Source organism: Cupriavidus sp. 8B (assembly GCF_054589115.1).
Map to the genome: position 1 here is coordinate 803 of NZ_BAAILO010000432.1, position 14,204 is coordinate 15,006.

The 14,204-nt window shown below is 64.8% G+C and carries 16 protein-coding genes; 7 read left to right on the top strand and 9 right to left on the bottom strand.

Annotated features, from left to right (window positions below; all coding sequences use genetic code 11):
- The 7 genes from ACYP5B_RS41005 to ACYP5B_RS41035 form a co-directional block, all read right to left on the bottom strand.
- On the bottom strand, positions 1 to 344 hold a 344-nt coding region (locus tag ACYP5B_RS41005), incomplete at its 3' end, for an ATP-binding cassette domain-containing protein (RefSeq protein WP_459573451.1).
- 49 nt (positions 345 to 393) lie between these two features.
- Positions 394 to 1,077: a DUF2848 domain-containing protein gene (locus ACYP5B_RS41010; protein WP_459573452.1), complete on the bottom strand. Its 684-nt coding sequence runs from the start codon at positions 1,075 to 1,077 to the stop codon at positions 394 to 396.
- 70 nt (positions 1,078 to 1,147) lie between these two features.
- Complete coding sequence (locus ACYP5B_RS41015; RefSeq protein WP_400096037.1) at positions 1,148 to 2,350, bottom strand: ABC transporter substrate-binding protein; 1,203 nt, start codon at positions 2,348 to 2,350, stop codon at positions 1,148 to 1,150.
- Positions 2,351 to 2,450: 100 nt separating this feature from the next.
- Positions 2,451 to 3,803 (bottom strand): amidase, encoded by a 1,353-nt coding sequence (locus ACYP5B_RS41020; protein ID WP_459573453.1) that lies wholly within the window; start codon positions 3,801 to 3,803, stop codon positions 2,451 to 2,453.
- A 2-nt stretch (positions 3,804 to 3,805) separates the two neighbouring features.
- Positions 3,806 to 4,186 (bottom strand): cupin domain-containing protein, encoded by a 381-nt coding sequence (locus tag ACYP5B_RS41025; protein ID WP_267602324.1) that lies wholly within the window; start codon positions 4,184 to 4,186, stop codon positions 3,806 to 3,808.
- A gap of 46 nt (positions 4,187 to 4,232) precedes the next feature.
- Positions 4,233 to 5,714, bottom strand: coding sequence for a 4-hydroxyphenylacetate 3-hydroxylase family protein (locus tag ACYP5B_RS41030; protein ID WP_267602323.1), 1,482 nt, complete (start codon positions 5,712 to 5,714; stop codon positions 4,233 to 4,235).
- 33 nt (positions 5,715 to 5,747) lie between these two features.
- Positions 5,748 to 6,290, bottom strand: coding sequence for a flavin reductase family protein (locus ACYP5B_RS41035; RefSeq protein ID WP_318233537.1), 543 nt, complete (start codon positions 6,288 to 6,290; stop codon positions 5,748 to 5,750).
- Between the two features lie 316 nt (positions 6,291 to 6,606).
- Between ACYP5B_RS41035 and ACYP5B_RS41040 the strand changes: the two genes are divergently transcribed.
- A complete protein-coding gene (locus ACYP5B_RS41040) occupies positions 6,607 to 7,830 on the top strand; it encodes an IscS subfamily cysteine desulfurase (protein WP_459573454.1) in 1,224 nt (407 codons plus the stop codon).
- 34 nt (positions 7,831 to 7,864) lie between these two features.
- Here ACYP5B_RS41040 and ACYP5B_RS41045 read toward each other — a convergent pair whose 3' ends face one another.
- A complete protein-coding gene (locus ACYP5B_RS41045; protein ID WP_400096003.1) occupies positions 7,865 to 8,407 on the bottom strand; it encodes a MarR family winged helix-turn-helix transcriptional regulator in 543 nt (180 codons plus the stop codon).
- Positions 8,408 to 8,584: 177 nt separating this feature from the next.
- On the bottom strand, positions 8,585 to 9,481 hold the full coding sequence (locus ACYP5B_RS41050; RefSeq protein WP_459573455.1) for a LysR family transcriptional regulator: 897 nt from the start codon (positions 9,479 to 9,481) through the stop codon (positions 8,585 to 8,587).
- Between the two features lie 152 nt (positions 9,482 to 9,633).
- On the opposite strand from ACYP5B_RS41050, the gene ACYP5B_RS41055 reads away from it, so the two are divergent.
- From ACYP5B_RS41055 to ACYP5B_RS41080, 6 genes are all read left to right on the top strand, one after another.
- Complete coding sequence (locus ACYP5B_RS41055; protein ID WP_459573456.1) at positions 9,634 to 10,464, top strand: dioxygenase family protein; 831 nt, start codon at positions 9,634 to 9,636, stop codon at positions 10,462 to 10,464.
- A gap of 27 nt (positions 10,465 to 10,491) precedes the next feature.
- A complete protein-coding gene (locus tag ACYP5B_RS41060) occupies positions 10,492 to 11,190 on the top strand; it encodes an alpha/beta hydrolase (protein WP_459573457.1) in 699 nt (232 codons plus the stop codon).
- Positions 11,191 to 11,232: 42 nt separating this feature from the next.
- The gene (locus ACYP5B_RS41065; RefSeq protein ID WP_459573458.1) at positions 11,233 to 11,658 is read left to right on the top strand and encodes a rubredoxin; all 426 of its coding nucleotides are present in this window, start codon (positions 11,233 to 11,235) and stop codon (positions 11,656 to 11,658) included.
- 81 nt (positions 11,659 to 11,739) lie between these two features.
- Positions 11,740 to 13,398 (top strand): FAD-dependent monooxygenase, encoded by a 1,659-nt coding sequence (locus ACYP5B_RS41070; protein WP_459573459.1) that lies wholly within the window; start codon positions 11,740 to 11,742, stop codon positions 13,396 to 13,398.
- 14 nt (positions 13,399 to 13,412) lie between these two features.
- On the top strand, positions 13,413 to 13,631 hold the full coding sequence (locus ACYP5B_RS41075) for a hypothetical protein (RefSeq protein WP_400096009.1): 219 nt from the start codon (positions 13,413 to 13,415) through the stop codon (positions 13,629 to 13,631).
- Complete coding sequence (locus ACYP5B_RS41080; RefSeq protein WP_459573460.1) at positions 13,628 to 14,104, top strand: MarR family winged helix-turn-helix transcriptional regulator; 477 nt, start codon at positions 13,628 to 13,630, stop codon at positions 14,102 to 14,104. Before ACYP5B_RS41075 ends, ACYP5B_RS41080 begins: the two co-directional genes overlap by 4 nt.
- The last annotated feature ends 100 nt before the right edge of the window (positions 14,105 to 14,204 follow it).

A 14,204-nucleotide genomic window follows, 5' to 3' on the forward strand; every position in this document is an offset into this window, starting at 1 on the left:
CAGGAAGTGCCAAGTTGCCGCTGCAGCCCGATGCGCACGTTCTCCAGCACCGTCAGGTGCGGGAACACAGCAGAGATCTGGAACGACCGGATCACGCCGCGCCGGGCGATCTGCGCCGGCTTCTCGCGGGTGATGTCGATGCCGTTGAACAGGATCGTGCCCGTGGTCGGCTCGAGGAACTTGGTCAGCAGGTTGAAGCAGGTGGTCTTGCCGGCGCCGTTGGGGCCGATCAAGGCATGGATGGCGCCGCGCCGCACCTTGAGGTTGACGTCGCTCACGGCGGTGAAGCCGCGGAACGACTTGGTCAGGCTGCGCGTTTCTAGTATGGAATCTTCGTGGGGCATCGCTTTGTCGCCTTTGGCATGCATCGGAATACGGATCTGGCCAGCGGCCCTAGCCGTGGACAGGCAGCGTCTCTACGGCGTAGGCGTGGTGCAGCGAGCGGGCAAGAACCGGATCCTCCAGTTCGATCTCGAAACGATCCGCCGAGCGGATGCCGCCGATCGCGGCCAGCGTGCCGCACAGCATGGCGGTACCGTCGTCGAAACTGCCGCCGTGCTCCGCAAACCTGTCGAGCAGGTCCTGGGGCGAACGCATCGCCGTCACCGGCCCTTGCTGGTACAGCACACGCTCGCCGTCGATGGTCGCGTAGGCACGCAGGACAAGCTGGTCCCAGTGCTTGCCGACGTCCGCCAGGCGCCAGAGCACTTGCGCGCAGGGCTTGTCGCACATCTGCTTGGACACCGTGATGCCGTAGGTCTCCACCTCCCGGTCGGTGTGGTCCGAGGCAATGCCGACATAGATTTCGCCCTGGTCCTTGAGCAGCAGGAACTCCACTTCGCCGCTGCTGGCATCCCCGCTGACCTGGATAGCGGGTTGCGATTGCAGACGCTGCGCCGCGACCCGGTAGAAGACCGGGGTGGCCGCCGGCCGCCTGACACCCAGCGCCTCCAGCTCGCGGATGTGCTTCTCCATCGCGTCGGTGTCCCGTCCCGTCCAGCCCGCGATGACGAGCTGCCTGATGGTCACAACGCGCTGCCACCTGCCGGTGCGTGTCTCGATATCGAATGTCAGCATGTTCCGTTCTCCGTAATGGCTATGTAGTGGCCTTGTAGTGGCTTTGTAGTGGTGTTGCAGTGGCTAGTCGCTATTTCTTGAGCAGCGCGCATTTGCTTGCGGCAATTGGGCGGAACGCCTCGCTGGCTGGAATGACCTGCTTGATCTTGTAGTAGTCCCACGGCTTTCTGGATTCCTGCGGGGTCTTGACCTCGACGAGATACATGTCATGCACCATCAACCCGTCGGCGCGGATCTTTCCGTTGGCCGCGAAGAAATCATTGACGGGGCTGGCCTTCATCTTCGCCACCACTGCATCGGTCTCGTCGGTTCCCGCGGCCTGGACGGCCTTCAGGTAATGCATCGTCGACGAGTACACGCCGGCCTGCACCAGCGTGGGCATCTTCCGGGTCTTGTCGAAGAAGCGCTGCGACCACGCGCGGGTCGCGTCGTCACGGTCCCAATAGAACGAGGTGGTCAGCATCATCCCTTGCGCCGCTTGCAGGCCAAGGCTATGGATGTCGCTGATGAACATGTGCAGGCCCGCCAGCTTCTGCTTTCCCGCGCCGCCAATGCCGAAGTCCCGGGCGGTCTTCAAGGCGTTGACGGTATCGCTGCCGGCATTGGCCAGGCCGATCACCTTGGCGCCCGATGCCTGGGCCTGCAGCAGGTAGGACGAGAGGTCGGGGGAGTTGATGGGATGCTTCGCCTTCCCGACGATCTTCCCGCCTGCCGAGGCCAGGGCGTCCGTCGCGTCTTTCTCCAGGGATGCACCCAGCGCATAGTCGACCGTCAGGAAGTACCAGCTGTTGTCGCCCCCCTTTGACAGCGCCTTTACCGTGTTGGCCGCAAAGGCGTAGGTGTCATAGGAATACTGGATGGTGTAGGGCGAGCAATCCTCGTTGGTCAGCCTTGTCGTGCCGGCACCGCTGGCAATCACCAGCTTGTGCTTCTCCCTGCCGAGGTTGGACACCGCGAGCGCCACCGAGGACGGCAAGACGTCCTGGATGACGTCCACCTTCTGGTTATCGAACCAGTCGCGCGCGATGGTCCCGGCCACATCGGTCTTGTTCTGGTGATCGGTGCTGACCACCTTGATGTCGGATCCCAGCACCTTCCCGCCGAAATCGTCCACCGCCATCTGGGCCGCCACCAGCGACCCTTTTCCGCCGATATCGGAAAATATCGACGACATATCGGTCAGGACGCCGATCTTCACCACGCCGTCGCTGATCTTGCCCGGCTGTGCCGCGGCAATCGCCGAAAACCCCAACATCGTGCTGGCCAGGAACATCGGCTTGAATCGAAAGCGGAACATGTTCTCTCCTCTCCATTGCTGGACTGCTAGAAGCCGCGACAAGGTCTTGTCGGCGGATAACGCGTCTACAAAGCGTCTACGTCTCGTGGCTACGCAGGACTTCCTCCATGCCCATGCCCATGCCGATGCCGAGCAGTTGCCGGTCCGCCATGGGCGGCCCGAACAGCATCAACCCGACCGGCGCTTGTCCGGCTTCATGGCATGGCATGCTCAATGCGCACAAGTCGAGCACATTGGCGATGGCAGGATTGCGCAACAACAGCCGGTTAGCGTTGAAGAACGCGGCGTCATCGGCCAGGTCGGCAATCCTCGGCGCCGCGATCGGCACCGTCGGCAGCACCACGGCGTCGAACCCTTCCATTTCGCCTTGAGCCCCCCGGCACAAAGCCAGCCGCCGGGCGCGCGTGCGCAGGTAGTCGGCGGCGCCCTGCTGCTCGCCCATCCGGATACGCGACAGCACGCGCGGGTCATAGCGATCCGCCTGTGCGGCAACCCGTTCGGCGTGCCACGCGCTTGCCTCCGCCGCCACCAGGCCCCCGTTGATGCTCAGTTCCGGCAACTGGTCCCAGCTATCGAAGGCAACTTCCCGCAGCACGGCACCGGCTGCGGCCAGCCGGCCAAGGGCGCGCTCATAGGCGCTGGCAACTTCCCGGGAAAGGCCGTCGAGCACCACGTTCCTTGCCACGGCCAGCCGGAGGCCACGCACCGGACGCGCTGCCAGCGGCCCATCTGGCTCGCCCGCCATGACCCCGTCGAGCGCGGCGCAACAGGCAACCGTTTGTGCCAGGCAACCGATCGAGTCATAGCTGGGCGACAGCGGCACCGTTCCCTGCAGCGGCACCCGGCGCGCCGTGGGCTTGAACCCCGTGATGCCGCAGAGCGCCGCGGGAATCCGGCACGAGCCGCCCGTATCCGTGCCGATCGCGGCCACGGCCATGCCGTCCGTCACCGAAACGGCGGCCCCGGACGAGGAGCCGCCGGGAATGCGGCCAACCGCGCGCTCGAACGGATTGCGGGGCGTCCCGTAGTGCGGATTGATGCCAACCCCGGAGTACGCGAACTCGGTCATATTGGTGCGGCCGACAAAGACCGCGCCGGCCGCGCGCAATCGTGCAATGGCGAGCGCGTCGGCCGTGGCAGCCTGCTCGGGCAGCACGCGCGCCCCGGCCCGCGTGACGTCGCCCTGCACGTCGAACAGGTCCTTGACCGAGATCGGCAGGCCCGACAGCGGCCCGGCCACCCCCTGCCCACGCAATATGTCGCTGGCCCCGGCCTGCTTTGATGCGGCCATGCTCACGCCATGCGGGAAGACGCGCGCGCCCTCCCCGCCCGGATTGCAGGCGCGCTCGACACAGCCCGCCAGCAGCGACGCCGCATCGGCGGTGCCCGCCGAGAGCTGGCGCATCACGGAATCCACGGTCGCCACCATGATCAGGCCGGGTCGAAGTAGTGGATTTCCAGCAACATGCACCCCGCATTCGACTTGAAGGGACCGTGATAGGCGCCCGGCGGACGGCAGGCATAGGTGTGCGGATCGAACGCCTGCCCGCCCTCGCCCTGTTCGTCGTTACCGACGGTCAGGTCACCGCTGAGCAGATACACCTCCTCCCAGTAGCGATGCACGAACGGTGCGGTGGTAAAGACACCGGGCTGGAAGCGCAGCAGGCGCGTGCGGCTGCCGCGGCCGCCGCTCTCGTCGAGCGAGCCGGAAAGGATCTTTTGCTGGATGCCCGCGGGATAGCCGGGAGGCACCTCCCAGCCGCTCGCCATGTCAATGGTGTGGAACTCATCGTGAAGCTTGTTGATCGCCATCGTTATCTCCGTGCGTGTCAAGGAATGTCAGAGCGCGATTGCCCGCTCAGGCAGCGCGTGCCAGCTGGCCCAGCTCCGCGCCGAGCGAATAGCTGTCCAGGATGTTGTCGACCAGGCCCGTGGCCTTCTTCCAGTCATAGGTCCGATAGGTGTGCCCCTTGGTCACGAAGCCCGCGCCCGCATAGAACATCTCGTACTGGTTATGGCGCGATGCAAACTCGGACCCAACGGCATCCCACGCCAGCTTGAAGAACTTGACGCGCTCTTCAGGGCTGCAGGCCGGGGATTTCTGCGTCTTCTCGATGATCCTGGCCAGCTCCGGATTCTCGAAATCGTGGAGGCTCGACGGCAGCATGATCATCCCGCCGCCTGCCAGCTCACGCAGGGTATTGAGCACCTTGGCATAGAGCTGCTGGGTGATCACCTGCGACCCGTACAGGAGGTTGCGGTCCGGCATGAAGTAGCCTCGCTCCATGCGCCCCTTGGACTCCATGCCGTAGACGAAGGCCTCCACCATCCCTGCCTCGGCAGCGAGCTGGCCCAGCATCTCCCTGACCTGGGGGAAGCCGTTGGTGCCGTTGACCTCGGTAATCTTTTGCGCAATGCCTACCAGGAAGCGCAGCTTCACCATCAGCCGTACCTGGCACTGGTAGTTCTGGTAGCTATGCGCCGGCGTGGCATGAAACTGCCTGGCGCACATGCCGACATCGCCTGCGATAAAGACGCGCTCCCATGGCACCTTGACGTCGTCGAAGTACAGCACCGCATCGTTCTCGTCGTAGCGGCTCGACAGCGGGTTGTCGAACACCGAAGTCGCGTTGGCCTCGTACGACTTGCGCGACATGACTTTCAGCCCCTTGATGTTCATGGGCACCGCGAACGACAGCGCGTACATCTCGTCGCCCTCGCGCAGGGGCTGGATGCAACTGCAGAACACCTCGTTGGCCATGATGCCGCTGGTGGCCAGCATCTTCGCGCCGCGCACCGTGATGCCTTCGGCATCCTGGTCGACGATGCCCACGGCCAGGTATTTGTCCTCCTGCTCGTGCGCAGCCTTCGACTGGTTGGCTTGCGGGTTGACGATGACGTACGTCAGGAAGAGGTCGTTGTCCCGGGCGTACTTGTAGTACTCGCGCAGGGCGCCGGCTCGCGCACGGTCATGCTGCTCGAAGACGTCGATCCCCATATACATCCCGGAGATGCAGGAAGCTACGTGATCCGGCGAGCGGCCCATGAAGCCGTAGTGCAGTTCCGTCCAGGCCTCGAGCGCCATCCGGCGCTCGACCAGGTCGTCATAGCTCTGCGGCAGTTGCCAGATCCGGCTCACGTTGTCGCCGGTATCCGGCGACTCGAATGTCATCTTCTCGATGTTCTCGGGGCGGGCCTGAAAGTCGTAAAGGTTGGCGTAACTACGGATCGAGTTGCGGAAAGCCGGGTGCGTGGTGACATCCGTCACGCGTTTGCCGTCCAGGTAAACCTCTCTGCCATCACGCAGCATCTCGATATGCTGGCTACCAGTCTTGACCATGTCTTCTCTCCTGAATACGTAGCTGTCGTTGACTCACACGGGGGCAGCGGGCGACTGTTCCAGCGCCCGATACCTGCCTCCGAAAAAAACCAGTGGCCTGCCGTCCGGCCGGGCCTGGTGGCGGATGACGCGCCCGATAAAGATGACGTGGTCGCCACCGTCGTGTTGCGCATAGGGCTCGCACTCGAACGTGGCAAGCGCATCTGGCAGCAGCACCGGGTCTTCCCCACTGTCGGCCGCCATGCCGAGGCCATCCCATTTGCCGGAGTGCGCCTTGGCAAAGCGGTTGGAAATGTCTTGCTGGCGTTCATCGAGCACGTTGACGGCATACCGGGGGGTCGAACAAAGATCCTCCAGGCTCAGGCAACGCCGATCCACCGAGAACAGGATCAAGGGCGGATCGAGCGAGACCGAGTTGAACGACGCCACCGTGATGCCAACGGGCACCCCTTGCTTTCGGGGCGCGGTGATCACGGCCACGCCTGTGGCGAACATGGCGAGCGTGCTTCTGAAGCGCCGCTGCTCATCGGCACCGGCATCGGAATCCACTTCGCGCTTTGCATAGGTTTCGGCCATCATCCCTCCTGTACAGAATCCGAACCGCGGATCCTTCCACCGCGATCCGCTGCTCATTTGCCTTTGTTTTTTACCTTTGTAACTTAGGTAGTATTGAATGCTATTGCGGATTGCAATTCAAGTTAGTGAAAACCCTTGGGAATCCGTATGTCGGAGCGGTCACACGGTTCACGCTACGTGTACCGTGCTTTTATCTTTGCAACTTACCTATCAATAAATGCTACTATTGAACGATATCTGCCTGGCTGAAACCATTGAACGGGCTCTGCCATCGCAGGGCAGCAGGCGCATCGACACGCTTCAGGAGAACAAAGGAATGCAAGGCGAACCCACCGCAGCCCCCATCTACATGGACTACAGCGCCACCACGCCTGTCGACCCTCGGGTAGTCGACAAGATGGTGCCGTTCCTGTACCAGCACTTCGGCAATCCCGCTTCACGCAGCCATAGCCATGGATGGCATGCCGAACAGGCCGTGGAGACGGCGCGCGCGCAGGTTGCGGCGCTGCTGAACGCGGATCCTCGCGAGATCGTCTGGACGTCGGGTGCGACCGAAGGGAACAACCTGGCGATCAAGGGCGCGGCCCATTTCTACAGCGGCAAGGGGAAACACATCGTTACGGTGAAGACGGAGCACAAGGCGGTGCTCGACACTTGCCGTGAACTGGAGCGCCAGGGCTTCGAGGTCACGTACCTCGACGTCGGGAAGGATGGCTTGCTTGACCTTGACGCCCTGCGCGCGGCGCTGCGTCAGGACACCATCCTCGTATCCGTGATGATGGTCAACAACGAGATTGGCGTCATCCAGCCAGTGGCGCAGATCGGGGAGCTATGCCGGGCAAAGGGCATCCTCTTTCATTGCGACGCCGTGCAGGCCGCCGGGAAGATCCCCATCGATCTCGAGTCACTCAAGATCGACCTGCTCACCGTGACCGCACATAAGGTGTACGGGCCAAAAGGCATCGGGGCGCTCTACGTGCGGCGTAAGCCGCGGGTCCGCATCGAGGCGCAGATGCACGGCGGCGGGCATGAGCGGGGAATGCGATCCGGTACGCTGGCAACGCACCAGATCGTCGGCATGGGTGAGGCTTTCCGCATCGCCAGGCTGGAACTAGCCGACGAATCGCGCCGGGTTGCGGGCCTGCGGGACCAGCTGCTGGCCGGGCTCAGGCAACTCGACGAGGTCTATGTCAACGGCAGCATGGCGAACCGCATCCCCCACAACCTCAACGTCAGCTTTAACTTCGTTGAGGGGGAATCCCTGATCATGGGCATCAAGGGTGTGGCCGTGTCCTCCGGCTCGGCTTGCACATCCGCGTCGCTCGAGCCGTCCTTCGTGCTGCGCGCACTGGGGCGCAGCGATGAACTGGCGCACAGCTCGATTCGCTTCGCGCTTGGGCGGTACACGACCCAGGCGGAAGTGGAGCAAGTGATTCAGATGTTGCAGGCCACGGTCACCAAGCTGCGCCACCTCAGCCCGCTGTGGGACATGCATCGCGAAGGCATCGACATCGGCTCTATCAAGTGGGCGGCCCACTGACCACGGTAACCGCGCAGCGCCTTGGGGTGAACCGTCATGCTTTTTGCTGCCGCGCCAGCAGGTGCGCCAGATCGAGCGCGGCGCGATCCCCGTTGACAACAAGGCGATCCACCACCGAGCACAGCACCTTGAACTCAGTGCGGGTGACGCCCTCGAAGAGGACGTCATTGATGCGCTGCTGCACGGGAGTCAGCTCGTTCAGGAGCCTGGAGCCAGCCGCGGCCACGGTGAGCAGCATCTTGCGCTTGTCTTCGGGGTGGGCTTTCTTGTCGATCAGCCCGAGCTTCTTGAGCTTGCCGGTTTCGACGGTGACGAAGGGCCCGCTCAAATGAAGATGCTCCGCCAATTGGTTCACCGTCACTTCGCCCTGTTGCGAGAGATGTGCAATGGATCGTATCAAGGAATACTGGACGCCCGTCAGGCCGATCAGGCTGCCGAACCCGTCGCGCACGGAAAGCAGGCGGGCGGCGAACGGCAGCAGGCCGCTTACCAGGTGCCGGAATTCACTATCCGAGCCGTCGACCAGACAAGCCGGATGGGTGATCGTCAGCGCCTTGCCCTTCGTGTTGGTTACCATGCCTTGTTGACTCCCTTATCCCGATACACTGTTAATTACGCTGTTAGTTACTCAGCTAGTTGCGCTGCTAGTTACTCTGCTAGCTGCTGTATTAGCTAGCTAATTTAGCTTTTTGCAAAATACTACACACACATGGCATTGCGCTAGCTTTTGCGCAGATCCCGCGTCCTTCGCCCCCTACCCCCAAGACACATCCCGGAACGCCTCCACCAGAAAATCCACCAGCCGGCGCACCTTGAGCGGCAACTGCTTGCGTGTCGGATACACGGCGTAGACGCCGAACTCGATCGCGCGGAACTCGGGCATCAGCTCAACCAGGTCTCCGCGCCGCAGCTCGTCCTGCAGCATGAAGCTCGGCTGCAGCATGATGCCGCCATGTGCCAGCGCGATGGCGCGGCAGGTGTCGCCGTTGTTGGAGTACACCCGGGCGCGCGTGCTCACGCTGAGCTTGCCGTGCGGGCCATCGAACTGCCACTCGTCGCGGCCGGACCAGTTGGTATAGGCCAGCACGCGGTGCTCGGCCAGTTCATGCGGATGGGTTGGCGCGCCGTGCCGCGCCAGGTAGGTGGGCGATGCGCATAGCACCATGCGGGTGGCGACCAGCTTGCGGCTGATCAGCGCGGAGCTGGGCATGTCGCCGATGCGCACCGCCAGGTCGTAGCCTTCGTCGACGAGGTCCACCACGCGGTCGTTGAGGGTGATGTCCAGGTCGACCTGGGGATACGCCGCCATGAAAGTGCTCCAGAGCGGCGCGAGGTGCACGATGCCGAACGTGAGCGGCACGTTGATGCGGATCAGCCCGCTCGGCTCGTGCGTGCGGGACGTGATCTCGGATTCGGCATCGTCCAGCGCCGCCAGCACTTCCCGCGCGCGCTGGTAGAAGATGCGCCCTTCCTCGGTCAGCGACAGCCGGCGCGTGGTGCGCTGTAGCAGGCGCACGCCCAGGCGCTGTTCCAGCGCATCCACATGGCGCGAGACCGCGGCCTTGGACATGCGCAGGCCTTCGACCGCGCCGACGAAGCTGCCGGCGTCGACCACGGCAGTGAATACGGTCATTTCCAGGGCGCGGTCCATGGGATTGCCTCGCTTTCGGCTGATTGTCTCGATAATCGGGACTATATATCACGCGACCGGCAGTTTATCCGCACCGAATGAATCAATAGACTAGCAACATTCCATATGTCGTTGCAGGCTGCGGTTTTTGCCGTGGCCAACGGAGAATCGAGATGTCTACCGCACTTCCCGTCCTGTTTGTCTCCCATGGCGCGCCCACCTTCGCCATCGAGCCGGGCCTGGCCGGCCCGCAGCTCACCGCGCTGGGCCGCACGCTGCCGGCGCCCAAGGCCGTGCTGGTGGTTTCGCCGCACTGGGAAACACGCGGCGGTGTGCGCGTGACGGCAAGCGCGCAGCCCGAGACCATCCACGATTTCGGTGGTTTCCCGCGTGCCCTGTACGAGATCCTCTACCCGGCGGCCGGGCATCCGGCATTGGCCGGGCGCGCGGTGGCGCTGCTGGCACAGGCCGGGTTCAACGCCGGGCTGGATCCGCAGCGCGGGCTGGATCACGGCGCGTGGGTGCCGGTGCGCCACCTGTATCCCGATGCGCAGGTGCCGGTGTTCCAGGTGTCGCTGCCGCAGCCGCTGGACCCGGCCGGCGCGCTGGCGCTGGGCCGTGCGCTGGCGCCGCTGCGCGAGCAAGGCGTGCTGATCGTCGCCTCCGGCAGCATGACGCACAATCTTTATGAATTCCGCGGCCAGACCGGCGGCGATGCCCCGTACGTCGTGGCGTTCACGCAGTGGGTACGCGAGGCGGTGCGCAACGCCATGCGCACGGGTGACGTGCAGCCGCTGATCGATTACCGCCGGCTGGCCCCGGACGCGGCGCGCGCGCACCCGACCGACGAGCATTTCCTGCCGCTGCTGGTGGCCATCGGCGCGGCCGAGGCAGGCGAGCCGCTGGCGGTCATCGACGGCGGCATCACCTACGGCATCTTGTCGATGGAGTCGTATGTGATTGGCCAGGCCAAGGCAGAAGCCGCCCAGCCCGTTGCGGCCTGATCCCTATCCACAGCATCCCGAGGCGACATGAACACCACCCACACTGAAATCGGCCCGCTGACCGAAGACCCCGCAAGCGGCCTTCGCTATCGCTTGCGCAAGGCAGAAACGGCCACAGCGCCCGTCGCGCGGCTCCTGCTGCTGCACGGCGTGGGCAGCAACGAGACCAGCCTAGCGCCCGTGGCCACCCGTATCGACCCGCGCGTTGAAGTGCTGCTGGTGCAAGGCCCGCTCACCTTCGGGCCCGGCCAGCATGGCTTTTTCGAGGTCAGCTTCGCGGGTGGCGCGCCCGCCATCAACGCGGGCCAGGCGGAGCGCAGCCGCCAGCAACTGATTGCCTTCATCCGCGCCCTCCATGCGCAGGACGGGGCCCTGCCAGCGCGCACCGTCATCGCCGGCTTCAGCCAGGGCGGCATCCTCAGCGCCAGCGTTGGCCTGAGCGCGCCGGCCGACGTGGCCGGCTTTGCCGTGCTGAGCGGACGCATCCTGCCGGAGATCGAGCCGCAACTCGCCCCGCGCGAGGCGCTTGCCGGCCTGTCGGCGTTCATCGCGCATGGCGAGTTCGACAACAAGCTGCCCGTCGCGTGGGCCGAGCGCGCGGACCGGTGGCTGGATGCGCTGGGCGTGCCGCGCCAGTCGCGGCGCTACCCCATCGGCCATGAGCTGAATGCCGACGTGGTAGCAGATTTCCAGCAATGGCTGGCCGGCGTGCTTTTTCCTGTCTGATCGATAGCCTGAACAAAAACCCAATACCCGCCCCCCACCCGCATGTACAAGAAAGGCACCGCAGTAGAGATCCAGTTTTCCCCGAAACGCTTGAACGACGGCGCGGGCGATCCGTACTGGATCGACCTGACCACGGAAGAGGCGCAACGGCTGCTTGTGCAGTTGCAGGCGCGCTTGGCGCCCGGCGGCGAAGCCACGGCCGCACCGCTTGTCTTCAGCTTGGACGAGCCGGAACAAGAGAAGGCTGCCGGGCAGCCGGAAGCCCCCGCCGCGGCAAAAGCCACGTCCGCCGCCACCGACGAGTTCAAGCAATGGGTGTGCATCATCTGCGGCTGGGTCTACGACGAAGCCGCCGGCCTTCCCGAAGACGGCATCGCTCCCGGCACCCGCTGGGAGGATATCCCCGACGACTGGCGCTGCCCGCTGTGCGACGTGGGCAAGGAAGACTTTGCCATGGTGGAGTTCTGAGCGGGGCTGATCAATTTGGTTGTGCACGCAACCATTTTGGAGTATCTTGAACTGGTTGCGCACACAACCAGGAGACAAGACATGTACCAGCGCGAAGTCCACGCCGCATCCCTGCCGGTGCTGAATCCCGACGGCATGGATACGCCGCGCCAGGTTGTCATCGCCGGCGGCGGGCCGGTCGGGCTCGCTGCCGCGCTGGCCCTGGCCCGCCACGGCATTCCCAGCGTGGTGCTGGAGGCGGACGACGGCACCTGCGAAGGCAGCCGCGCCATCTGCATCTCCCGGCGCTCGCTGGAAATCCTCGACGCGCTCGGGGTTGCCGCCCCGGTGCTGGAGAAAGGCCTGGCATGGGCGGGGGGACGCAGCTACTACCGCAACGAGGAAGTGCTGCACTTCACCATGCCGCATGAGCCGGGCCAGGCCTTCCCGCCTATGGTCAACATCCAGCAGTACTACATCGAGCAATTCCTGCTCGACGCCATCGCGCGTTACCCTGGCCTGATCGAAGTCCGCTGGCAGAACCGCGTTACCGACGCCGCGCAGGACAGCAACGGCGTGACGCTGGCGGTGGCCGCGGGCGACCACGCCTACACGGTACGCGCGGACTGGCTGGTGGCGGCCGACGGCGGCCGCAGCGCCGTGCGCGATGCGCTAGGCCTGCCGCTGCGCGGCATGCAGTACGAGGGCCGCTACGTCATCGTGGATATCGCCATCGACGCCCCGCGCGAGGTCGAGCGGCTGGCGTGGTTCGATCCGCCATCCAACCCCGGCTCCACCATCCTGCTGCACCAGCAGCCGGACAAGGTATGGCGCATCGACTACCAGGTCGGCGAGCACGAGGATGCCGAGCAGGCGGTCAAGCCGGAAAACGTGCTGCCGCGCGTGGCGAGCCACCTCAAGATGATGGGCGTGAGCGCACGGTGGGAGCCGCTGTGGATCTCGATCTACAACGCAAAGTGCCTGACGCTGGATAGCTACGTGCACGGCCGCACGCTGTTTGCCGGCGACGCCGCGCACCTGGTGCCCATCTTTGGCGTGCGCGGCCTGAACAGCGGCTTCGACGACGCCTTCAATCTGGCCTGGAAGCTCGCCCTTGCCGTGCGCGGCAAGGCCTCTCCCGGCTTGCTGCCCTCCTACTCCACAGAACGCGTGGCGGCCGCGCGCGAGAACATGCGCTTCGGCGCGAAGAGCACGGAGTTCATGGCCCCGCCCTCGCCCGCCTTCGCCCTGATGCGTGAAGCCGTGCTGGGGCTATCGGCCGCGCACGCGGAGCTGCGCTCGCTGATCAACCCGCGCCAGACCAGTCCCACGGTGTTTGCCGACTCGCCAATTGCCGCGGCGGACGACCCCGGCTTCAAAGCCGGGCCAGCGCCGGGCGCCACGCTGCCGGACATGCCGCTGGTCGGCCCGGACGGCACGCCGACTTCGCTGGTCCGCTGCATCGGCACGGGCTTTACCGCCTTCTGCTTTGCCAGCGCCGGCCAGGACCTGGAGGACACCGTGCCCGGGATGCGCCAGCTTTGCGCCAGCGGCCTCGCACTGGATTGCCACTTGATCGCGGGCACGGCGCCTGCCGCGGGCAGTCTCAAAGACCCGCAAGATGCTGTGCGACGGGCGCTGGACGCGGTGGACGGTACGCTGTACCTGGTCCGCCCGGACGGCTACGTCAGCGGCCGCTGGAGACAAGCCCGCGCCAGCGATGTGCGGGCTGCCATCGCCCTTGCCATGCAGATCGATTGAAGCCGGAGAACAAAATGCAAACGACCATGAGCCCGACCGAGCTCGATGAGATCTACACGGCGATGTGCTACCGCATGACCGCGCTCGGCGAGCCCAACGCCTCGCTCTACCTGGCCCGGGTGGCGCTGCTGGCGCTCAGCCGCCATGCCGGCTTTGCCGATGCCACGCGATTGCTCGATGAGGTCTCGCAGAGCTTCGAGGAAACGGACAACATCCCGGAGCGCGCATCATGACGAGCCCCAAGCCCTCCCTCTCCGGGTTCGCCACCTACCGCCTGCACCGCATCGTCAAGCAGTTCGACCGCGGCATCGCGCAGGCGTACTCGGAAGCGCTGGACCTCTCGCTGAGCGAAGCCAGGACGCTCGCCGCCATCGGCGAGTTCGGCCCCTTCCTGATCATCGACCTGGCACGGTTCGCCAACCTGGACAAGAGCCAGGCCAGCCGCGCCGCCGATCACCTCATCAAGCAAGGCCTGGTCAAGCGCGAACCCTCGCCCACCGATGGCCGCGCGGTGCTGATCTCCTTGACCGCCGAGGCCAAGCCGCTGTACCAGAAGATCATGCGGATCGCCTCCAGCCGGCACGAGACGCTGATGTCCGCGCTTTCTCCCCAGGAGCGCGCGGTGATGGAGCTCGCGCTGGGTAAGCTGCTGACGCAGGTGGAGTCGATGCTGCAGGACGACGCACGGGCTATTGACGCTGGGTAGCGGCCACCGCGGAGGCAGGCGCGACGTTGCATGGTGTCTCCCGTTGACCGCCGGGCTGCGTGAAGTCCGCCCGGCATTATTTGATGCACAGCTAATTAAC